The following is a 22,963-nucleotide window of genomic DNA, read 5'->3' as shown; positions in this document are numbered from 1 at the left end:
AGGGGATATGTACATGAAACAAAAGCAATTATCTAAATTGTTAGCGCTTACTCTTGCAGGTGGACTTGTGCTTAGTGCTTGTGGAGGAGATACGTCAGGATCTTCTGAGCCTTCCGTTGATGCGGATGGCAAAGCCAATATTACTTGGCTGAACATTCTGCATACGGCATCACCTCCAACAGAAACAGTGCTGAACAAGATTGAAGAGGCCACAAATGCGAACATTGAGTTCTCATGGATTCCGGATGCATCGAAGGAAGAGCGTCTGAATACATCACTTGCGTCGGATTCCCTGGCTGACATTGTAACGATCACATTGATGGAGAACTCTTCAGTCCGTAACGCGCTAAAAGCAGGTGTATTCTGGGAGGTCGGTCCTTACCTCGATGAATTTCCGAACCTAGCGACGATTTCAGAAGACATGCGTAATTCCGCATCCATTGAGGGCAAGCTCTACGGAATTCCGATGCAGAAGCAAGTGGCGAGAAATGGTGTCGTCATTCGGAAGGACTGGCTGGACAAATTAGGACTTGAAGTGCCGAAGACGACAGACGAATTAATGGAGGTTGCCAAAGCCTTCACAGAGCAGGATCCTGACGGAAATGGTGCGAAGGATACGACAGGTTTCATGGACCGCAGTGACCTGATCTATGGCGCATTCAAGACCTTAAGCTCCTATTTTGGCACACCAAGTGTATGGAGTGTAGGAGAGGATGGCAAGGTAACGCCTGAATTTGAGACAGAAGGCTATGTTAAAACGATGGATTATATGAAAGAGCTTTATGAGAACGGATACATTAACCAGGACTTTGCTGTTACAGCGAAGACAGATCAGCAGCAGAATTTTGCTCAAGGTAAAGCCGGTATTTATGTAGGTGCTCTATTCGACAGCAAGAACCTGCTTAACATGGCCAAGGGGGTTCAGGACGATATGGAGCTTACGCTTGTCAACGACATTACATCGACGGGCAATGAAGCGGATCGCGCAATCTGGTCGATCTCCAATGGGGTTGGCGGATTGCTGGCATTCCCTAAATCGGAAGTCAAGGACGAAGCTGAGCTCAAACGCCTTCTGCAATTCATGGACGATCTCATGTCCGAGGAAGTCTACACACTGATGACCTACGGTATTGAAGGAACACATTACACGGTAAATGAGGAAAAAGCAGTAACAATTACGAACACAGAATTGTGGCAGCAAGAGGTTCAGCCATTTGCATCCTCCAGACCTAACGAAACCGGTTACGAGATTCATGACAACGATCCACTAAAGAAGGAATCTGATCGTTTGATCGAGGAGAATTCAACGTTTGCCGTGCTGAACCCTCTGTATTCGCTCGAATCCGCTACCTTCTCATCTCAAGGATCTGAGCTGCAAAAAACGATCGTTGATGCAACCTACAAATATATTCTGGGCAAAATCAACCTCGATCAATTTAATGAAGCGGTGAGCAGCTGGAGAAAAGCAGGTGGTGATCAAATTATCACAGAATACGAAGCTGCTTACCAGGCTGTGCATGGTCAATAACCCGATCCTTATGACATATTCTTCTTGATCACTGCGGATGTATTTCAACTAGATTCATAGTCGTTAAAATGTATTGCCGCTCCGTTCTTTTAGCAGGACTTATTGAAAGCGGAGCGGCTTATCTATTTAGAAGGAGGATGACAGGGAGATGAATCAGACAAACCAGACCAGCTGGGCACAAAGAATGGCACATTCCATTATGGAGCGGACACCAAGGCTGTATGAAGCTAAAGGGTATAACGAGAAGTGGTCCTATGATTACGGGGTTATCCTCAAAGGATTTGAGCGTTTATGGCGCATCACAGGCGATCAGCAATACTTCGATTATATCAAGAGCAATATGGATCACTTCATTCAGGAGGATGGATCGATTCGAGGCTATAGGCAGGACGAGCATAACATTGATCACTTGAATAATGGCAAGCTTCTATATGTCCTGTATAAGGAAACGGGTGAAGACAAATATAAACTGGCCGCCTCTACTTTACGGAAGCAGCTCCTGACGCATCCCCGGACTTCCGAGGGGGCTTTTTGGCATAAAGAAATATATCCTTATCAGATCTGGCTGGATGGCTTATATATGGGCTCTCCGTTCTACCTGGAGTATTTGCTTACGTTCGAGTCCGAGGGGGATCTTGGTGATGTAACGAAGCAGTTCATTCTATGTGAGAAGCATACGAGAGACGACAGAACCGGGTTATTATTCCACGCTTGGGATGAGAAACGTGTACAGCCGTGGTGCGACAAGAGTACCGGACTGTCACCGAATTTCTGGGGCAGATCACTGGGCTGGTTCCTCATGGCCATCACTGACGTTCTTGAACTCCTGCCTAAGGAGCATGCGGACTATAACGAGCTCGAACGAATATTCAAGGATACGCTGACGGCAGTTGCAGACTTTCAGGATGCGGAGTCCGGAGTATGGTATCAGGTTGTGAATGAGGCTGGACGCAAAGGTAACTATTTGGAAGCCTCGGCTTCCAGCATGTTCACCTATGCGATGGCGAAGGGAATTCGGCTGGGACTTCTCGGTTCTGAATGGAACAATCCATTACAGCGGGCATTCCAGGGACTTATTGCTGAATTTATATTAGAAACCAAAGAAGGGTGGCTTAACCTCAACAAGACTTGTCAAGTGGCTGGACTTGGAGGGGCAGATCGTCGTGATGGCACCTATGCGTATTACATCAGCGAACCGATTATTACGAATGATCAGAAGGGGCTCGGTGCTTTCCTTTTGGCTTGTGCTGAATACGAGGAACTGATCCAGACAGGTGAGCTAAGCCTGCCTGTAACGGAAGGAGCTCAGCAATGACCATCTATAACATTGATGACTACGGTGCACATAAAAACAGCGGTCAGCTGTCCACCAAAGCCATTACAGCGGCTATCACTGCTGCTGAAGCAGCAGGGGGAGGAACAGTAGTGATCCCTGCGGGTACTTATACTACAGGAGCAGTTATACTGAGGAGCAACATCCACCTATATTTAAGTCCGGGAGCTACATTGTCCTTCAGTGACAAGCCAGAGGATTATCCTGTAGTCACCTCTCGCTGGGAAGGAGTAAGACGGGAGGTTCACGCTTCCTGTATCTATGGTGAACAGCTGGAGAACGTAATGATCTCAGGGACTGGCCGGATTGAAGGCAATGGTGCATTGTGGTGGGATAAGCAGAGGAATCATCCGGAGGAGCTTACGTATCCTAGACCGAAGCTGATCAGCTTCGACAGCTGCCGCCGAGTGACGATCAAGGATGTACAGCTGTTTAACTCGCCGAGCTGGACAGTGAATCCGATTCTATGCCATGACGTCACTATCGATAATCTCTCAATTCTGAACCCCGCCGATTCACCGAATACGGACGGCATTAATCCCGAATCCTGTTCGAACGTTAGAATCAGCAATTGTCATATCGATGTAGGAGATGACTGTATCGCGATCAAAGCAGGTACGGAGGATACAGCTCACCGAGTTTCGTGCGAGAACATCACAATAACGAACTGTACAATGGTGCACGGGCATGGAGCTGTCGTTATTGGCAGCGAGATGAGCGGCGATGTACGTAATGTAGTGATATCAAACTGCGTGTTCAAGCATACGGACCGGGGCATTCGTCTTAAGTCAAGACGGGGACGGGGCGGCACGGTTGAAGATATTCGCGTAAGCAATATCGTGATGGAGGATGTCATCTGTCCATTTATATTAAATCTGTATTACTTCTGTGGTCCTCGCGGTACAGATAAATATGTGTGGGACAAAAATCCGTATCCTGTAACGATTGAAACTCCACGATTTCGACGGATTCATTTCTCAGGGATTACGGCCCGTAACGTTCATGCAGCAGCAGGCTTTATATATGGTCTGGCAGAGCAGTATGTCTCTGAAATTACATTTGATCAGGTTGATATTTCCATGGCTGAGGATGCGACACCTGCAGTTCCTGCCATGATGGCAGGAATTGAAGAGATGAGCAATCGCGGATTCTTCCTTGGGAATGTAAGGGATGTAAGGTTCCGGAATGTGACGATCGAGAATCATCAGGGTCCTGCCTTTTATGTGGAGAATGGTGACACCGTTAAATTTGAGGGCTGTGAGTCGAGAAACACAGACCGTGCAGAAGAGCTTATTCACGAAGTTACGGTAAAGCCTTCTCAGGAGAATCCGGTATGAAGCCATCATCCGCGGATCCACTGTGGCACCTATTAGGAGACCTGCCTGAAGGAGGCGTAACAAGCTCGCGACTGCTGGCTGAGGAGGAGAAGGAGGGGTATCTTCTTCAGACGATTATGCTAGAACTGTATGGAATGGAGCAGGTATCCATATCAATGGCTCTGCCGCTAGAACAGAAAGGTCCATACCCTGTCGTTGTATTCAACCATTCCCATGGGGGCAATTATGCGGGAGGACGCAAGGAATTTGTAACGAGCAGCCATTATCTGCAGCAGCCATCCTTTGCTAAGACACTGACCTCCATGGGATATGCGGCTTGTTGTATGGATATGCGTGGATTCAACGAGCGCTCGGGCCGAACAGAAAGCGAGCTTGTCAAAGAAATGCTGTGGCGGGGAGAAGTATTATGGGGCAGAATGCTTCGTGATAATCAATGCTTGCTTGACTATATTTGTACGCGAGAGGATGTAGATTCCAGCCGCATCGGTACGATCGGCATGTCTATGGGGGCGCTTATGGCGTGGTGGCTTGCGGCACTGGATGATCGAATCAAGGTGGTCGTTGATATTTGTGGTCAGGTCGATGCCCACACCTTGATTATGAAGAGAGGCCTTGATCATCACGGGTTCTATTCATATGTACCCGGACTGCTGAAGCATTTCACAACCCTATCCATTCAGGAAAGGATTGTCCCGCGCCCCAGACTGAGCCTAAACGGGCGGGATGATCGGTTATGTCCTTATGAAGGAGTCATTCTGCTCGCTGATGGCCTTGAATCTGCATATGAGAAGGCAGGATATCCTGAGCACTGGCAGCATATAGAGACCGGATCGGGACATATGGAAACAGCAGAGATGCGTTATGCCTGGAAGGATTTCTTAGTCAAGTATTTGTAATCTACTATTCATCTTGTAAAGGGAGGCGTTAGCTTGATTACGAACAATACGAAAGAGACGAATATCAAGACCATTCAGAATCCGATACTTCCTGGATTTAATCCTGACCCTTGTATGATCCGTGTGAACGATATGTATTATATTGCGGTTTCTTCCTTCGAATGGCTGCCAGGTGTTCGAATCTATCAATCGGATAATTTGGCGGATTGGGAGTTTTGCACGGATGTGTTAACAGATCAAGTGAACCTGAAGGGGAATCCCAAGAACTGCAGTATTTGGGCTCCACAGATCAGCTACCATGAGGGTCTGTATTACTTAATGTATACCGATGTGAAGAGCACGAAACGACCTTTTAAAGATACCCATAATTACCTCATTACATCCCAGTCAATTACAGGGCCATGGTCAGAGCCCATCTATTTGAACAGCAGCGGCTTTGATCCATCCCTGTATCATGATGACGACGGGCGAAAATGGCTGTTAAACTGCTTGTGGGATTATCGAATTACGGAGGGGAATAAGTCCAGCGGAATTGTCATACAAGAATATGACCCGGAGCAGCAGAGATTGATTGGAGAACCCATTAAGCTCTTTGATTGTACGCCGCTCAAGAAGACAGAAGCTCCTCATATCTATAAACGAAACGGATATTACTACTTAATTACAGCGGAAGGTGGAACGGGCAGCGGACATGCGGTTACTGTAGCCCGGTCTACGGAGCTGCTCGGTCCTTACGAAGTGGATCCTCAATATCCGATGCTGACTTCAAGTGATAACCCGGAGCTTGAGCTTCAGTGCGCCGGGCATGGGAGCTTGGTCGAAACGCCTGAGGGTGAGTGGTACATGGCTCATTTATGCACTCGGCCGGTTGAAGGAAAGTACCCTATACTTGGCAGGGAAACCGCATTGCAGCAGGTCTACTGGGATTCGGAAGGCTGGCTCCGATTAACTTCTGGCGGACATTCACCTCAGACAGAGGTTCCTCTTCCCAAGGGTGCGGTGGTTAGAGGGAAGCGCAGCACAGACTTCTATGATGATTTTACGGGAGCTGGGTTGAGGCCTGAGTGGAATACACTGCGTATCGTGGCAGACGATCAATGGTGCAATTTATCAGAGAGGCCCGGATATTTGAGAATTCATGCAGGAGAATCGGCCCAAAGTCTGTTCGAGCATCATATCTTGGCAGTTCGACAGGCGGATACGCATTTCCGAGCTGAAACAGAGCTGGACTACGAGCCAGCGATGTATCTGCAAATGGCAGGACTCATGCTGTATTTAAACGAAGACAATTATTGGTTTGCTTATGTAACTCGAGAGAAAGAACAGGGTAAAGTGCTTCGTCTGATGCGCTGTGAAAAAGAAGAATTTACACTGGAGCCCGTCATTGTGAAGCTGGAAGAGGGTAAGCCTTTACAGCTCGCTGTCGATATATCCGGCGTAAATGGACAATTCTATTACCGGACAGAGGAAGGCGAATGGAATGAGCTCGGTGAGGCCCATCATGTCGGATTTTTATCCGGAGGGTTCACGGGGAACTTTGTTGGAATTGCAGCTCATGATATGAATCAGTTCATGGGCAGCTATGCGGACTTTTCTTATTTTCGTTATACAGGCAGGAAATAGTTAAAGTGCAACTACATTACAGTGGACAAAAGGAAATAAGGCATAAGTCATCTTCCATCCACAGAAGAGGCTCATGCCTTATTTTGTGATGCATACACAAGAGCTGACACAGAATCAGATCTTATTCCTCATATAAAAGCCTTAGTTTGCTTTTTTGGCTTTTCCTGACTTGGCGGCTCTTGAGTATTGTTCCTTGATAAGATCAGCAGTCAGCTGGCCTGATAAAGTAACCATAGGGACACCTCCGCCCGGATGCGTAGAACCGCCGACAAAATACAGATTCTCAATCAAGTCACTGCGGCTAGGTACCTTGAATCCACCGTTCATCTTTCGGTCTGTCACCACACCATAAATGGAGCCGCCATTAGCGCCATATAACCGCTGAAGATCGTCGGGGATAAAAGTATACTCGAATTCGATGTGCTGGCGTATATCCGTAAGTCCCATTCGTTCAAGCTTATTCAGGACAAGCTCCCGATACGCTTCTGCATTGGATTCGAAGCTCTTACCCGGCTTAAGCGGCGGAACGTGGGTGAGGACGAACAAATTTTCTTTTCCCTCCGGAGCTTGAGTGGCATCTGATTTACTAGAAACCCCGATATACACGGTAGGATCATCGGAAGGAATACCCTTGTTAAAGATGTCGTCAAATTCCTTCGCCGGATCCTGAGAGAAGAAGAAGTTATGATGGAGCAGCTGCTCGTACTTCTTGTTGACCCCTAATAGTAGAACCAGCCCGGATACGGTTGGCGCGAATTTATTCAGTTTTTTAGCTGAGTTCAGAGCTCCGTTCTGATCCTTCAATAATGAATGATAGGTTGGAATGGCCTCCAAATTAGAGACGACAAGGTCGGCATCCAGCACGGTTCCGTCTTGCAGCGTCACGCCGGTTGCGATCTTATCCTTCGTATTAATCTTCGTCACCTTGGCGTGGGTGCGTATAGTTACACCTTGCTCATCAAGAACCTTCAGCATTCCCTCTGCGATATTGTACATCCCTCCATCTACATAATAGATCCCGAGTCCGAGCTGCACATAGATGAGCTGAGACAGAACAGCAGGAGCATGGTAAGGGGAGGAGCCGATATACATAATGAAGAAATTAAACAGCTGTCTTAAATGCTTATCCTTCAGATATTTGTCGGTGCTTTGCGCCATGGTACGGAGCGGGTCCATTGCCAGCAGCTCTTTGATTGAATGCATCCCGCGAAGCTCATCAAGACCCGAGAGACTTCTGGCATAAATGCTGCGTCGATTCATATCGTACTGCTTCTGACAGTACTGAAGATATTTTAAGAAATCTGCGGCATCCTCTGAAGAAATATCCTTAATGGTGGACAGCATCTCAGGCAAGTCACTAGTTACGTCAATGGTTACACCGTCTTCAAAAAAAGTTCGCCACTGCGGCTCAATCCGTACCAGCTTCATATAATCTGCCAGCTTGCGTCCAGTGCTCTCAAACAGCTGCTCTAATACCCATGGCATCGTCAATATAGACGGACCTGTATCGAAGGAATACCCTTCACCCGATCGAACGTTCAGCTTACCTCCTGCACGTTCATTTTTTTCAAGAACGGTAACTTCATGACCATCGGCTGCGAGTCTCATTGCCGCTGACAGGCCGCCCAGTCCACCGCCGATGACAATCACTTTTTTGCGCATATTTATTCTCCTCTTCTCCTTCTCTGATCTCGTCGCACCGTATAAAGAGGGTGATATACGGATCATAATTGAAGTAAAAATGCTTAATTACCATACTTACCGGAAGTGCGAAGAAATAAACAGCAGGTGACGCTCCATTTCCTGCTCATATACAGAGGAGGTATATATGTGATGTCACTCATATGGATCCTGGCTGGCCTGATTTCCGGCATCTTATTATGGTCAGAGCTTAAACTGCTGCCGGGAACTAGCGTAAGGCAATCAAGGCGCAAGAACAATCGAGAAGAGCCCCTTGGTAATCCCGCACAAGAAGCGAAGAAATTGACCATAAGTGTGATCATTCCTGCACGGAATGAAGAGAATAATATTGGCAGACTGCTGAAGTCCTTGCGAGAACAGATGAATTCACAGGATGAGATTATTGTCGTGGATGATGAATCGTCAGATCGAACTACAGAGATCGCATACAAGCGGGGGGCAAAGATTATTAAAGCAGGTCCGCTTCCGAGGGGATGGATGGGAAAATGTCATGCCTGCTTCCGAGGGGCTGCGGCTGCGAATGGAGAAATACTGATCTTCCTCGATGCGGATACATATCTGAAGAAGGGAGGGCTTAGTCAGCTGGTACATGCCTATCAATCTGGCTTGATGTCTGTTCAGCCGTTTCATGACACCTGGACCGCTTACGAGAAGCTGTCCGGCCTATTTAATATCGTAGTTGCGGTGTCTGCCGGAAGTGGCAAGAAGGGAACAGGTGCTTACGGTCCATGTGTAGTGACTAGTAGAGAAGCTTATGATAGCGTCGGCGGACATGAGCAGGTAAAGGGCGAGATATTGGATCATCATGCACTGGCTCTTCGATTTGAAGCCGCAGGATATTCGGTTGTTAATTATATTGGCAGAGGAGCGCTTCATTTTCGGATGTATCCGGGAGGCGTTAGAGAGCTGTTTCAAGGCTGGATTAAGAGTATGGCTTCGGGTGCAGCCGCAACCCGATTTACCAAGCTTTTTACTGTCGTTCTATTTCTGATAGGCGCATTCACGGCAGCTCTGACTCTCCTATTCTGGGACTACGGATTGATGTCTGTCGCTGTTTATGGACTGTATTCAGCTCTTATGGCAGGACTCCTTCGCAAAGTAGGGAAGTTTGGAGCTATATCGGCCATACTTTACCCTATCCCGCTGCTTGCTTTTATCAGTGTATTCTCTGTATCGATGCTGCACACCTTTGTTAACAGGCAGGTTCGCTGGAAGGGAAGGGAGCTTGCCCTTGATCCAGAGGAGAATCAACAAGGATAAAGAACAGAAGAGGGATGTCCATGGATTCGCAGATGTTGAGTGTTATATGGAATATAGGAATAAATGCTGGGGCGTGGCTTCTGCTTCACCTGCTTGTGACTGCAGTTCACGCCCGGCTGCCGGATCGCTGGTTTGCAGTCACTGGATACCCGGCTTCTAAAAAGGAACTGTTATTCTACACGAACGGGCTAAAGATCAAAGCTTGGAAGAAGCGTCTTCCTGATGGTGGAGGCTGGTCGAAGCAAGGCTTTCGTAAAAAAAGGATCGAAGAGAGGAGTGAAGCCTACTTGGAGCGGTACCAGCTTGAGGCTCATCGTGGGGAGTGGTGCCACCTCATTTCTATGCTGCCTGCGCCTTTGTTCTTCCTCTGGAATCCTCCCATGGTTGGGATGATGATGGTCCTGTATGCGCTCGCAGCCAATCTGCCTTGCATATTTGCCCTCCGGTATAATCGGGCTCGGATCCTCCGTCTTCTAGATCGAAGAGCTGCACCAATCGCCAGCGATTCTGTTGTACAAATAGACCCAGGCACAAGATGATCGCCTGGGTCTGATATCATTAAGATGCTTATACTTCAATGGATTTAATGATGCGGGCAGGGTTGCCCCCAACGACGACATTGTCCGGTATATCCTTGGTAACAACGGCTCCACTGGCAACGACGACATTGTTCCCAATAGTTACACCAGGATTAATAATGGCGCGTCCGCCAATCCAGACGTTGTCTCCAATGGTAACTGGTTTGCCGAATTCCTCATACCGTTCACAGCGGGACAGCGGGTCGAGTGGATGCGTTGCCGTGTATATATGTACACCTGGCGCGAGCAGACAGTTGTTTCCGATTCTAACCTCGCACACATCAAGGATTACACAGTCAAAGTTGGCGTAGAAGCCGTCTCCGACATGAATGTTGTAACCATAATCGCAGCGGAAGGTAGATTCCACACAAATATTGTCTCCAACACTTCCAAACAATTTGCGAAGCAGCTCACTCCGGTGTTCGCGGTCGCTTTCAATAGACTGATTATAGAGCCGGGTCAGCCTTCTAGCGTGCTCACGGTCCTTCGTAAGCTCGGCATCTCCTGCCAAGTATAACACCCCTGCAAGCATTTTTTCTTTTTCTGTCCTCATGTTGAGTTTTCCTCCTGGCGTATTCATTCACTATAAGATTATCGCTAAATATAAGATCTCGTGCAAGGAGGAAGTCCGTGAACTTTTTTTCTTATAACTGCGGTGATGTGTGTAATCCCTATGGATGGTTAGTACTGTACACCTTCACTGGTCAAGTCCAGCCATTCTACTTCCTGTTGTGTCAGCTGAACGTTGGCCCCTTGATCGCAGGAAGCCAGCTCCGCTGGATTACGGGCGCCGATCAAGGCACAGGTTGGGTAGTTCTGATTCAGTACATATGCGAGTGCGATCTGAATAACGGTAACGCCTTTATCTTCTGCAAGCTGCTTCGCTCGACTGAGTCGCTCCCAGTTCTGATCATTATAGAACACACGCACAAGATCAGCATCATCCTTGTTATCAGGTGTAAATTTGCCAGTGAAAAATCCACGGGCCTGCGACGACCAGGATAACAGAGGGAGCTGGGTTTCTTCATGCCACTTGCTCGTTTCTTGATCGACGGATACACATCCCGGCCAGAAGGGTTCATTTGCCTTGGCAAGACTTAAATTCGGACTGCTGAATGTAAAGCCAGCAAGTCCATTGCTTGCGGCATATGCATTCGCTTCGGTAAGACGCTGCCAGCTCCAATTGGATGCACCTGCGGCTCCAATCCGGCCGGCAGCAATATGCTCATTCAGTGCATCGATGATATGCTCGACTGGAATTGACGGATCATCCCGATGAAGGCCGTACAGCTCGATGTGATCGGTCTGCAGACGCTCCAGGCTGACAGCCAGATCGTGATCAATAGCCTGTTTGTTCACCCGCGGACCTTGTCTGTCGTGATGAGCCCCCTTTGTGAAGATGGCAATCTTGTCCCGATTGCCTGACTCCTGCAGGTAGCGTCCGATAACCTCTTCACTCTGACCTCCGGTATAGATATGTGCAGTATCGATCGTGTTGCCGCCGATGGCCAAGAATGCTTCGATATTGGTCACGACCTGATCATAATTTTCATGCATGAAATAATCGGAACCTTTAATCAAACGAGAAATAGGCTTCTTTGATCCTTGAATCGAAATATATTCCATATCCATTTCCTCCTTAAGAGTAATGTGCAGAATTGTTCTTCTTGACTAATTAGAGGGTGATTCTTTCCCGCTTCGTAGCCGAGACAAGAGCAGACTCAACGACTCTCATATTGCGGACGGCATCCGACGGTGTAAATGCGGGTGTACTGCGTTCAAAGACGACATCGGCAAAATGATCCACCATAGCAGAGTATTGATTAATGACCGGCACCTCGATCTCACGTTTGCCCAGCTTGCCATTCACGATAAATCCTGCTTCGCTGTCATGACTGCAAACGAAGGCAGAAGGGACTTCAATGGTTCCTTCCGTACCGAGCACTTCAAGCCGATTCCGGAAGGACGCCCACATACCACAATCGAAGATCAGCGAGACATCGTTCGGAAATTCGAGGAATCCGGAAGTCATCATGTCTACATCGCCGTGCTTCGGCGAGAAGAACGATTGTGCTGTTACGGCCTCCGGCTCCAGTCCGGTCAAGAAGCGGGCAGCACTGATTGGATAGCAGCCGACATCATATATAGACCCGCCGCCCATCTCCTTGTTAAAGCGGATGTTGTTTGTACTGTCTCCGCTGTTGAATGTAAAGTTCGCATGAAGACCACGTACGGTGCCGATCTCACCGGAAGCGATTACATCTTTGATCATTTGATATCTGGGATGATGGCGATACATGAATGCTTCAGCCAAGTGAACGCCTGCTTGCTCACAAGCGATTACCATTCGCTCAGCTTCCTCAGCCGTTAACGCGATGGGTTTCTCACACAGCACGTGCTTACCTGCTTCGGCCGCTTTGATCGTCCATTCCATATGCAGATGGTTCGGCAATGGGATATAGACAGCATCGATGTCGTCTGAGGCAAGCAGATCTTCATAACTGCCATAAGCATGTTTGATGTTCAGTTCCTTGGCGGCTTCTTCTGCTTTTGCTTGATCCCGGCTGGCGATCGCAGTAACTTCATTAAACTGGGAGTATTGCAGTCCGGGAATGACGGATTTTCTTCCTATATTGGCAGTACTGAGTATACCCCATCGAAGTTTTTTACTCATATGCTTTATATCCTCCTGACTAAATATTATGATGATATTGTCATTGTATTGAATTTGGAATGAAATTAAAATAATACGATTTTGTGTTCGAATAACACAATATTGTTCTACATTGGAGGAGTAGGCGATGCAGCGGCAAAGTCACTTGGTCACAACTCAAAATCCTCGGTTTTTTTGTTATCCCGAATCGGTAGGAATGTACAGCGATATGCCTAAACATACGGTGACAAGACAGAAGGGAGCATTAAACAATTTTAATATTCACTATATTGCTTCCGGTAAGGGCTACATCGAAATCGATGGCATGCTGCAGGAGCTCGGGGCGGGTGATGCCTTCTTGTACTTCCCGCTGCAGGAGCAACGATATTTCAGCAATGAGCAAGAGCCATGGGACATTCGGTGGGTCCACTTCTATGGAAGCAATATGACAGAATATATGCTGGATCAGGGATTTCAGCATCATCGAATATGGAGCCTGCGGAATGGGGCCGAGTGGGAAAAAGCTCATCTCGAGCTATTGACTGAAGCAGAAAATAACAAGATGTTAAATCCGACAATGCTGTCTACGCTTACTTTTGCCGTCGTGACGGAGTTTGTCCATCAGGCTGTCCCGCGTACAGGCAATGGCAGCAGATCCGGTGGATCCATTCAGCGTATTCTAGATCTGCTGCCTGAGCTTCAACAGGAGGCGGTAAAGCCGTTCGAGCTAGAACTGTGGGCAAATAAAGCGGGAGTTAGCGTTCATTATTTTTGCAAATTGTTCCGTAAGGCCATCAATATGACACCGATGGATTTCGTAACCCAGTGCAGACTCCAATATGCGAAGCAGGCGCTACTGGTACAGGAAGAGCGTACGATAGGAGACATCGCCTCAGAAGCGGGGTACCCTAGCAGCAGCTACTTCAACCGGAAGTTCCTGGAGCATGAGGGAGTGACGCCCACGGAGTATCGGAGATTATTTGGCAGGACAAATTGAATAGCAGAACAAGCTTGGGCTGCTTGATCCAAGAGAGCATCCGAGCAGCATTATGCCTTTTTCTTATGTTCTAAATGGATTGTTTTTTTACGTAGCTGCTTGTTTAATCCTGTGGATCGCGAACCGAGTGTACATTATCATTCGGAGATAGGGACTGAATAGTAATTACATTAGAGCCGCTGACTTAAACTGGACCCCTGTTGCTGGACAACCTTCTAACAGCTGGAGGTTCAGTACAGTTTTTGCGGCTTTTTTCAATATCGTAGTGCGTTTTTGTTGTTTCGATATTCTTTTGGGGTCATCTGATGATGTTTTTTAAACGACTGAATAAAGTGATTCACTTGATTGAACCCAACCTTCTGGGCAATCTCTGTAATCGTATATTGGGTAGATTCTAGCAGCTCACAGCTTCTCTTAATGCGGTACTCAACTAGATAGGTATATGGAGTCCTATGTATGCTTTTCTTAAAGCTGCGGGTACACTCCGATATACTCAAATGCGCTTCGTCTGCAATTTCCTTCAACGTTATCGTGCTCGTGTAGTGTTGGTGAATATAGCTAAGCATCAATTGCATTCGTTCCTGCTGTAGTTTGTTATGTTTAGAAGACTCTTCTGAAGATAGTGAAATATGAGAGATGAAGATGAGCCATAACTGAACCGTATCTATGGAAATTTCATATTGCCATCCCCACTTTTTTGGTGAATCAAATTTCTTCTTCAGCTTCCAGAGGATTTGCAGGATTTCATTATGCCACGCTTCATTCCCCGGGATCTCAACGGACAGCAGGGAAGAATTCGTGAAGGGAAGAACATGGGTTTTCTCCATCGCACTATTAGAGTAAAAAGCGAGCAGCTTCTCAGGAAAATTAAAACTGACATACTGGCCGTCTGAAGTTAAGTGCGTAACAATATGAAGAACCCCTTTATTAATAAAAATAGCCTGTCCCTCTTCTAAATCATAATTAATTCCATTAATTTGAATCGTTAATTTCCCTCTGGTTACTAAAGTGAACTGTAAGTCCTCATGCCAATGCAGATCATTAAATCCCCGTCCTCGCGGAATCGACTCACGGACGGAGTGGGTGTACATAATGTAAGGAAATCTCTCGTCAGGATATTGGATGGTTTCGTGCAATGGTTTTTTCAATCGTAAGGCTCCTTTAATTGACGATATTTCTATATAATTCAATGATATATTTACACAAAATAGCAAATGGTGATGATATTATTATATCCAGCTTCGGCTTATCTGTGCACAGATAATCAATTTGTAATCATGATTACTGGGAGGAGCCATGTTAAAACATAATAAACCATCCATGATTTCACATCCATTTGTTCTGTTGTTTATCAGTATTTTATCCGTTTCGATATCTTCCATCATGATCAAGTTCTCGGATACACCGACTTCGGTGGCTGGGATGTACAGACTCTTCATCTCCGTTATCATCATGCTCGCGTTCGTTCCGAGGAAGCAGCTCGTTTCCATTCAACTGAGTAAAAGAGAAGGCTGTATCGTTCTTCTTGCTGGTGTATTTTTAGGGTTATACTTTTTGTTTTGGATGGAATCGCTTGTCTACACCTCTGTTGCAAGCTCTATGGTGATCTTGTCATTGCAGCCGTTATTTGTAATGCTCGGTTCCTATTTTTTGTTCAAGGAACGTGTTAGCCTGCTAACGGTTGTGTGTATGATCATTGCTCTTTTTGGCTCCATCTTCATCGCATGGGGAGACATCAGCATATCAAGAGAAGCTCTATTTGGAGATGGCTTGTCCTTCATCGGTACCCTGTTCGTGTCGGCTTATTTACTCATGGGCCAAAAAGTAAGCAACAAAATCGATGCCAATGTTTACAGCATCATTGTCTTTTTTATCGGTGGTACAGTGATGCTCATCTATAATTTGTTTCAAAATTATTCACTGGTTCAATATCACCTATCGGACTGGATCTATTTTTTGCTCCTTGCCATTATTCCGACTATTTTTGGCCAATACATTTTTAATATATTGTTGAATTCTATTGGGGCAACTACCGTTTCAGTAGGAATCATCGGGGAGCCGGTGCTCGCCATTATTCTTGCTTATTTCTTCTTAGGGGAAATGATATCTGTGTTTCAGCTCATAGGCGGCATGCTGACTCTAATGGGTATGGGCTTGTATTTCTGGTCAAAATCGTTGAAGTACAGTGTTCAGCGTACGAACTGATTTGATGTATAATGATGATCTAACTAACATGAAGAGCCTGTCGTAGGAGTGGAGTCGATTTAATGCTTAAAAAGTTTGGATTTTGGTTACCATTATTCAGTCTATTCGTGTGCTTATATAATGCTATAGGTGAGGATGACAAGAACTTATTACTATATTTCACGAGTCCTCATCTGATGTTTATTGAGAGTTACACCTCCATTGGACGTCAATTCAATGGCATGTTAGCACTTTACTTGATTAATATCGTCGGATGGCTTGTGATCGGTATCATGATTGATCTAATCGTAAAAGCGATAAAACGAAGATAAAAAAAGGCAGCATTTCAAGCAGGGGGGAGTTCCACCTATCACTTGAACTGCTGCTATTTTTATCTAAATCGACTCAATCTGTCCCACGTCAGGCGGGAACCAGAGATACCGCAAATCAACCCATCCTTGTGATCCGGGCCTGATGCCTCGGACGGAGGGCAGGAAGGAGGTCTGAAAGGGACGGTCGTACATGACGTACAGATGATCCTGTTCGATCAGTTGTTCTTCGATCTGCTGCAGCATACGTAATCTCTCATCTGCGCTCCGTACCAACAATATCTGGTTTAGGCCATTTAATAGGTTCTCTTCAACAGAACACTCTACATGGGAGGATAAAGTTAAGTACAAGTCATGACGTCGGAGAGACTCGTCCCAGTCCATTAGGAGAGAGAACAGAATGAGATCAGACTCCATCCGAATAGGACCTTTAAAATCCTCGGGCATAAACACCTTTACTCTTACTTTGTAACCAAATCGCTCTAGGCGCTCCTTAATATTCATCGCGTCCGGCCGATATTGCGGAATCGTAATGAGTACAAGGTAGGTTCCGTCTACGCTATCTGGCAGCAGAGCTTTTGGGTGGATTCCGGATAAGGTCTGCTCTTCATACTTAATACACTGAAACACATGTTTGCGTACTTTGGGATCTTTCAGCGGTCCTTCTTTTCTCGTATTGCAGGTCAGCAGCTTGCGTACCAAGGTATGTGAACTATACTGGCTCTGGTTCTGCTTAATATTGCTGTTGCCAAGCAGCACATGGAAGAGCGGGTCCGCTCCGTCCTGGGCTTCCGCATTCTGTTCGGGCAGTGACCAAGGAATCTGAATAATCTCCACAACATCCAGGTGAGGACGCGAGATAAAATAAGCCGAGAACGCCTCAAGGATACACATGCTGGAGTTAAACTCCGTTATCTTAAAGGGACCCGTTCCACTGAATCGGATCTCATCGTGTTCTGCTGCTTCATCCAGTCCGGAAGGAACGATCACTGCCCTGCTTGTACATAAGAACGGCAAAAAGTGCTCGTTCGGAGCGTTCAGCGTAAACCTAACACAGGTGCTGCCGAGCGCTGTAACGGATGCGATGGACTGTACGACAAAATTATAAAGTAAAGGCTCTCGATGCTGTCTTAATCGTTCAAAGGTGTATACGATGTCGTCAGCAGTGAGCGTTTTTCCATGATGAAAGTAAACATCCTTGCGCAAATAAAATATCCACGTCATTCGATCCTCACTGACATCGTAGTCATGAGCAAGATGAGGAATAACTTCTCCCGTCTCGTTCCGAGTCAGAAGTCCGTCGTAGATGTGACTTGTGACAAAAGACTCTGCCAGCAGATTCATAGCCAGCGGATCCATCGTGTGAATTTGCTGACGTAGTGGCAGGCGAAGGATATCGATCTGCTCTTTATCCTCATTCACCTGGGTGTGATGTCCAAAATAACGCATAAGCCATCCTTGCAGACGGCCGGGCAATTTAGCCGAATCGGTATATTCTTTAATGTCATCCATGACTTTCTTAATCTCATGGCGGTCAATCGCCTTGATCATGGAGATGGCGGCAATCTCTTCTGGATCAACCCGAAATTTAAGCTCAGAGCGCTTACCTCGTCCCCGTTGTGAATGCCACTCAATCCAGCCTTCGGCTTCCATTTTACGAATAATATTAAGGGCATTGCGGTGTGTGCATTCCAGCGTTTCTGCCATCTCATCGAGAGTAATTTGTACGCTTGCTTCGCTTCCATAGTAACCATGCAGTCGTAAAAATTGGGAATGAAGCTTCATTCGTCATTCAGCCCCTTACTAAAATACGAAATTTACATAAGTATATTTTCTATTTATTTTCATATTTTATCACCTAAAATTAGGATTATAAACCTAAAGTTTTGGGGGACGCTCAAATGAAGTTAAATTTACCTGTCATAAAATCACCCGCGCGCAGCTTATTCACACTCCTAGGTGCTGTGATTCTTGCGATCATCCACCAGAATTTGTTCTTCGAACATGCACCTGGAGTATCCATTCCTGTATTTATCCTACTGTTCTATGGCTATGTGCTGGGATTTGCCGGGGATCGACTGCACGGACTATCACCCTTTGCTATTTTTTTGTTTGCAGTTATTTTCATGCTGTCGTTAACTTACTTACTCTTTGATAATCCGATATTTTATGTGCTCAATATCCTGATCCTCCCCGTCCTGGTTGCTTACCATGTGACATTGCTGCTGGGCTACAACCCTCAGGTCTGGTGGAAGACTGGAATTATTAAAGATATACTGTCGCATTTAATTCCAAGGACCCTTAGACATATCCCTACCGCCTTTACCAGTATCACTTCTACATACTCTAAGCGGGTTAATGAAGGTTCAAGAGCCATCAGCCGTAAAATCGTATTCGGAGTTGCCATCTCCGCACCGCTTGTCATTATTGTGATCTCCTTGCTGTCTTCTGCTGACGGTATGTTCGAGAGAGTGATGTTCGGTATTCCGAGGTGGTTAGATGAGATTACCTATAGTGAAGGATTTTTTCGATTCATGTGGATCTTGATGTTCACGTTGTTCTTCTTCGGATACGTATATGGATTTATTCATCCAGTGTCCGTGAGGAAGACAGATCCGGAGACGACGCATTGGAGAGAGGCAGACATCGCCACTCCTCAAGAAGGAGATCTATTGAAGGGGGAACCTGAGTGGAGATCATTAGCAGAAACAGCGGGTACTAAGGATAGAATATCAGAGAGCGGGCCTGATTCTCTTCGTCTGCGACTGGATCCGATTATTGCCTCCACCGTTCTGACGATGGTGAATGTCGTCTACCTGGTGTTCGTTATTCTGCAGTTCACTTATTTGTTTGGAGCCTTTGAAGGAGCACTGCCCGATGGCATGACTTATGCCGACTATGCAAGAAGGGGCTTTGCCGAGCTGATGCTTGTCGCGCTGCTTAATTTCGGAATTCTGATGGGGGTACTCCTGTATACGGACGATAATGGCTCAGGCGTACTTCAAATTATTCAAAAAGTGCTGCTCTACATTCTCGTAATCTGTTCGATCATCATTTTGTATTCAGCCTTTTCCAGACTGGCATTATATGAAGAAGCCTATGGCTTTACTTATCTCCGATTTCTTGTGCATGCTTTCATGCTGCTTCTCGCCATACTTATGGTTATTGCCGGTCTGAGGATCCATTTTGAACGAATTCCTCTGGCCAAGTGTTATATCGTCTTCGGGCTTGCAGCGTATGTTGCGATCAATTATGCGGGGATGGACAACTATATTGCCGAGAAAAATATCGAGCGGTATCACATCCACCAAAAGATGGATCCTTATTTCCTTAGCTCATTGTCTATGGATGCTGTGCCTGTGCTCATTGAGTTCAGCAGGGAGTATCCCGAGATTCAAAATGATCTTAAGGCAGACTATAATAGACTGAATGAGAGAGAACAAGCTTGGCCTTCCTTCAACGTAGCAGAATATCGCGCGCATCAAGCACTGAAGGCATATTTTGAGCAGGAGTAGAGCCATATCTTTCTCTTACAACATATAGATCGCGGGGATATTAACGGATGAAGAATTTGTCAGAAATCGAACAAAACATATTGCAGTCGGCTGAGGTATATGTGAAGCATGAATTGGGGCAGGAGAAAACAGGCCATGACTGGTGGCATATTCACCGGGTCGTAAGGTCAGCTGAAAAAATAGCTGCCGCAGAGCAGGCGGACATGTTCGTCTGTATGCTTGCTGCCTATCTTCATGATATCGCTGATGAGAAGCTGAATCCTTCCAAAGAGGCAGGGATGGCCAAGGTTGAGAACTGGCTTCAATTTCACTCGGTAACCGTTAAAGATCGGAAGCATATTCTGGAGATTATCTCTACCATGTCCTACAACGGCGGTCATAACCCGCCAATGCGCACGATTGAAGGTCAAGTGGTTCAGGATGCGGACAGGCTGGATGCGGTTGGTGCGATATCCATTGCCAGGGCGTTTGTCTATGCAGGGGCCAAAGGTCATTTGATCTATGATCCATCCATTAAGCCAAGAGAAGCTATGTCGACAGATCAATATCGCAATGAAGAGAGCACGGCAATTAATCATTTTTATGAGAAGCTTCTGAAATTAAAGGATCTAATGAACACCGAGTACGGACGAAAGCTGGCAGAACAAAGGCATGCCTTCATGGAGCAGTACTTGGAGCAATTTTTTAACGAATGGGAAGGTGAAGTGGTGTAAGCAGTTAAAGGACATATGAAATTGATATAGGTAGTGTATAATAGTTGCAAATAGATTAAAAGACAGAGGAGCTACATCACAATGGGAGTAGAGATCGAACGCAAATTCATGCTTACAGCCTATCCAATAGCTTTAATACAAGCTGGAGATATTGTCATGATGAAAGAGCAGTTTATAGAACAGACGTATCTTGCGCTGGACGGGGATCAGGAGCTGAGAGCCCGGAAGATAACAGATCTGAGCACAAACGAAGTAGAATATACCCATACCTTCAAGAAGGGGTGGGGCTTGGCACGAGAGGAAGTCGAATACCATATCTCGGAAGGGCTGTACAATCAGATTATGGAGGCTCACGGGACCATTCCGCTGACGAAGAAGCGAACTACCGCTGCGTGGAATAACAGAGTAATCGAGATCGATGAATATGACCAGATCCAGCTGGCGGTGCTGGAGGTGGAATTCCTGAGTCTGGAGGAAGCAGAGAACTTCATCGCACCCGAATGGTTCGGCCGGGATATTAGTACGAGCAAGGAGTACAGTAATAAGAAAGTATGGAGTGATCTGCAGAACCGGGGCGAGTAATAGAGTAAGAGTATGTGGATATTGGTATAGATGTAGTGGAAGCTGGCTCGAGCCGGCTTCTTTTGCATAATGGAAGAAAAATATAAAGTAAATGAAGAGATTGGTCAATATGTGAAAACAATCACAAATCGATATTAGGATTCATGTTACATTGTAGTCAAGAGATAAGAAGGAGATGAGAGTCATGAGAGAGTTAATGCCCGATCAAATAACGCGCTTGTATTTACAGAACTGTTATACCTGTGAGGATGCTGCATTATGCGCTACAGAAGAGGATTGCCTCAATTGTTGGACAGAGCAGGGCTTAATTGACAGGGAAGAAGAAGCAGGGGAGAATACACAGCATTATTTACGGATGATGCATGTGTGATGAATGGAGAGAATGAGCGCCTTAATTAAATATAGGCTGAATAGCAGCTGATCCAAAGCATGGAGGCGTATGCTTACGACGACATGCTTTTTTTTGTTGGCGGAAGCTTCCCCTTATATCCTGGGATTAAAAAGAGTATAATGATAGATATCTAAAGGAGGTGAATCCTTTTGCTATGGTTTGAGCTTCAAGATCTGCATCATTTGATTCCATATTTGGCATCTGCCGGCTTGGTATTTGCCGTAACCTGTGCATCGCTGCTTCATCTGATGGGAAGACTCGAGGAGTTTGGGATACGGAGAACTGCGGAATGGCCGGAATTCAATCCACCTCAGCGCCTGACCCGTGTGAAACGGGCTGTACGCTCCATATTAAGAATGATTCGTAGAATCAAAATTTCTCCTGATGATGATTCAGATGAGTGCCTTCCCTCGTTGATAACACGCAAGATCGATCAACGAGGAGGATATCAATGGACAAATCAAAAGGATTCCCTGGACGGACGTTACGGTTATACGGCATTATCGCGAGTGTACTCATCGCATTATTGTTATCAGGCTGCGGTTCGAATGTAACAGAGATTACGAGTAGTACGCCTGGTTTTTTTAATCATTACATTGTGTTTCCTATATCTTATGTGATCACTCATATGGCGGGATGGTTTCAGGGAAGCTACGGACTTGCGATTATTGTATTGACGATTGTTGTACGCTTGCTGCTGTTCCCGCTCATGCTCAGACAGACGAAATCTCAGCAAAACATGAAGCGTGTGATGAAGGGGATGCAGCCAGAGCTGGATGCACTCAAGAAAAAATACGAGAATAAGAAAGATCCGGAAAGTGCGCAGAAGATGCAGCAGGAGATGCTTGAGCTCTACAAGAAGCACAAGTTCAACCCGCTTAATATTGGCTGTCTGCCGATTCTAATTCAGCTGCCTATATTGACTGGTGTATATACGGCCATTAGGCTTATGCCGGAAATGAGCAGTCACACCTTCTTGTGGTTCACACTTGGAGAGCCGGATGTGATTCTGGCGATCATTGTAGCGGCGATCTACTTGCTGCAGACCCGAATTTCGATGAAGAACATGCCTGCAGAGCAGCGGAAGCAGTTTGCCATAATGGGCTATGTATCTCCGATTATGATGGCTTTCTTCTCGATCAGTGCACCTGCAGCGATTCCATTATACTGGATGGCCGGAGGAACTTTTCTTATAGTTCAGACCCTGCTGTTCCAAAAAATGTATCCAATGGAGCCTGCCGAAGATGATAGTCCTGCTTCCCCAGCACCCAAGACCAAAGGCACGAACCCAGCTTAATTAGGATAAAGCCCTTTTACTTCGTTTATGAAGTAGAAGGGCTTTT

The 22,963-nt window shown here is 46.2% G+C and carries 22 protein-coding genes; 16 read left to right on the top strand and 6 right to left on the bottom strand.

Annotated features, from left to right (window positions below; all coding sequences use genetic code 11):
• Nucleotides 1-13 precede the first annotated feature (13 nt).
• The 5 genes from TCA2_RS04385 (at nt 14) to TCA2_RS04365 (ending at nt 6,717) form a co-directional block, all read left to right on the top strand.
• Entirely contained in the window at nt 14-1,528 is a 1,515-nt protein-coding gene (locus TCA2_RS04385) for an extracellular solute-binding protein (protein ID WP_047910363.1), read from the top strand.
• Between the two features lie 148 nt (nt 1,529-1,676).
• The gene (locus TCA2_RS04380) at nt 1,677-2,843 is read left to right on the top strand and encodes a glycoside hydrolase family 105 protein (protein ID WP_047910362.1); all 1,167 of its coding nucleotides are present in this window, start codon (nt 1,677-1,679) and stop codon (nt 2,841-2,843) included.
• On the top strand, nt 2,840-4,198 hold the full coding sequence (locus TCA2_RS04375; RefSeq protein WP_047910361.1) for a glycoside hydrolase family 28 protein: 1,359 nt from the start codon (nt 2,840-2,842) through the stop codon (nt 4,196-4,198). Before TCA2_RS04380 ends, TCA2_RS04375 begins: the two co-directional genes overlap by 4 nt.
• Nucleotides 4,195-5,094 carry a S9 family peptidase gene (locus TCA2_RS04370; protein ID WP_047910360.1) on the top strand — a complete coding sequence of 300 codons (900 nt, stop codon included), beginning with the start codon at nt 4,195-4,197 and terminating at the stop codon, nt 5,092-5,094. The genes TCA2_RS04375 and TCA2_RS04370 overlap by 4 nt, the downstream gene beginning before the upstream one ends.
• Before the next feature lie 114 nt (nt 5,095-5,208).
• Nucleotides 5,209-6,717: a glycoside hydrolase family 43 protein gene (locus tag TCA2_RS04365; protein ID WP_047910709.1), complete on the top strand. Its 1,509-nt coding sequence runs from the start codon at nt 5,209-5,211 to the stop codon at nt 6,715-6,717.
• Nucleotides 6,718-6,858: 141 nt separating this feature from the next.
• On the opposite strand, the gene TCA2_RS04360 is transcribed toward TCA2_RS04365, so the two are convergent.
• Nucleotides 6,859-8,379: an NAD(P)/FAD-dependent oxidoreductase gene (locus TCA2_RS04360; protein ID WP_047910359.1), complete on the bottom strand. Its 1,521-nt coding sequence runs from the start codon at nt 8,377-8,379 to the stop codon at nt 6,859-6,861.
• A 171-nt stretch (nt 8,380-8,550) separates the two neighbouring features.
• On the opposite strand from TCA2_RS04360, the gene TCA2_RS04355 reads away from it, so the two are divergent.
• A complete protein-coding gene (locus TCA2_RS04355; RefSeq protein WP_052511734.1) occupies nt 8,551-9,678 on the top strand; it encodes a glycosyltransferase family 2 protein in 1,128 nt (375 codons plus the stop codon).
• Between the two features lie 20 nt (nt 9,679-9,698).
• Entirely contained in the window at nt 9,699-10,217 is a 519-nt protein-coding gene (locus tag TCA2_RS04350) for a hypothetical protein (protein WP_052511732.1), read from the top strand.
• A gap of 28 nt (nt 10,218-10,245) precedes the next feature.
• Here the strand turns inward: TCA2_RS04350 and TCA2_RS04345 are convergent, their stop codons facing one another.
• From TCA2_RS04345 to TCA2_RS04335, 3 genes are all read right to left on the bottom strand, one after another.
• Nucleotides 10,246-10,809, bottom strand: a complete 564-nt coding sequence (locus tag TCA2_RS04345; RefSeq protein WP_047910358.1) for a sugar O-acetyltransferase — start codon at nt 10,807-10,809, stop codon at nt 10,246-10,248.
• A 128-nt stretch (nt 10,810-10,937) separates the two neighbouring features.
• Entirely contained in the window at nt 10,938-11,882 is a 945-nt protein-coding gene (locus TCA2_RS04340; RefSeq protein WP_047910357.1) for an aldo/keto reductase, read from the bottom strand.
• Nucleotides 11,883-11,931: 49 nt separating this feature from the next.
• Complete coding sequence (locus tag TCA2_RS04335) at nt 11,932-12,930, bottom strand: Gfo/Idh/MocA family protein (protein WP_047910356.1); 999 nt, start codon at nt 12,928-12,930, stop codon at nt 11,932-11,934.
• A 127-nt stretch (nt 12,931-13,057) separates the two neighbouring features.
• Here TCA2_RS04335 and TCA2_RS04330 point away from each other — a divergent pair, with 127 nt between their 5' ends.
• Entirely contained in the window at nt 13,058-13,906 is an 849-nt protein-coding gene (locus tag TCA2_RS04330) for a helix-turn-helix domain-containing protein (RefSeq protein WP_047910355.1), read from the top strand.
• A gap of 254 nt (nt 13,907-14,160) precedes the next feature.
• On the opposite strand, the gene TCA2_RS04325 is transcribed toward TCA2_RS04330, so the two are convergent.
• Nucleotides 14,161-15,054, bottom strand: coding sequence for a helix-turn-helix domain-containing protein (locus TCA2_RS04325; RefSeq protein ID WP_047910354.1), 894 nt, complete (start codon nt 15,052-15,054; stop codon nt 14,161-14,163).
• Nucleotides 15,055-15,202: 148 nt separating this feature from the next.
• On the opposite strand from TCA2_RS04325, the gene TCA2_RS04320 reads away from it, so the two are divergent.
• Nucleotides 15,203-16,111, top strand: a complete 909-nt coding sequence (locus TCA2_RS04320) for a DMT family transporter (RefSeq protein ID WP_047910353.1) — start codon at nt 15,203-15,205, stop codon at nt 16,109-16,111.
• Between the two features lie 176 nt (nt 16,112-16,287).
• Nucleotides 16,288-16,422 (top strand): hypothetical protein, encoded by a 135-nt coding sequence (locus TCA2_RS27815; RefSeq protein WP_274358760.1) that lies wholly within the window; start codon nt 16,288-16,290, stop codon nt 16,420-16,422.
• Nucleotides 16,423-16,485: 63 nt separating this feature from the next.
• On the opposite strand, the gene TCA2_RS04310 is transcribed toward TCA2_RS27815, so the two are convergent.
• Nucleotides 16,486-18,204, bottom strand: coding sequence for an ABC transporter substrate-binding protein (locus TCA2_RS04310; RefSeq protein WP_047910351.1), 1,719 nt, complete (start codon nt 18,202-18,204; stop codon nt 16,486-16,488).
• A 116-nt stretch (nt 18,205-18,320) separates the two neighbouring features.
• Between TCA2_RS04310 and TCA2_RS04305 the strand changes: the two genes are divergently transcribed.
• From TCA2_RS04305 to yidC, 6 genes are all read left to right on the top strand, one after another.
• Nucleotides 18,321-19,934, top strand: coding sequence for a DUF4153 domain-containing protein (locus TCA2_RS04305; protein ID WP_047910350.1), 1,614 nt, complete (start codon nt 18,321-18,323; stop codon nt 19,932-19,934).
• Between the two features lie 47 nt (nt 19,935-19,981).
• Nucleotides 19,982-20,647, top strand: coding sequence for an HD domain-containing protein (locus TCA2_RS04300; RefSeq protein WP_047910349.1), 666 nt, complete (start codon nt 19,982-19,984; stop codon nt 20,645-20,647).
• 81 nt (nt 20,648-20,728) lie between these two features.
• Nucleotides 20,729-21,229, top strand: coding sequence for a CYTH domain-containing protein (locus tag TCA2_RS04295; RefSeq protein WP_047910348.1), 501 nt, complete (start codon nt 20,729-20,731; stop codon nt 21,227-21,229).
• 184 nt (nt 21,230-21,413) lie between these two features.
• Entirely contained in the window at nt 21,414-21,599 is a 186-nt protein-coding gene (locus TCA2_RS04290) for a hypothetical protein (RefSeq protein WP_047910347.1), read from the top strand.
• 170 nt (nt 21,600-21,769) lie between these two features.
• Complete coding sequence (locus tag TCA2_RS27090) at nt 21,770-22,174, top strand: hypothetical protein (RefSeq protein WP_193745987.1); 405 nt, start codon at nt 21,770-21,772, stop codon at nt 22,172-22,174.
• Nucleotides 22,072-22,917 (top strand): membrane protein insertase YidC, encoded by an 846-nt coding sequence (yidC, locus tag TCA2_RS04285; protein ID WP_047910346.1) that lies wholly within the window; start codon nt 22,072-22,074, stop codon nt 22,915-22,917. Before TCA2_RS27090 ends, yidC begins: the two co-directional genes overlap by 103 nt.
• Nucleotides 22,918-22,963: the final 46 nt, after the last annotated feature.

This window comes from Paenibacillus sp. TCA20 (assembly GCF_000732325.1).
In the GTDB taxonomy this organism is placed as follows: Bacteria; Bacillota; Bacilli; order Paenibacillales; family Paenibacillaceae; genus Paenibacillus; species Paenibacillus urinalis.
Note: the sequence above shows the minus strand (reverse complement) of the source record. Positions and strands in the feature narration are given on the sequence as shown.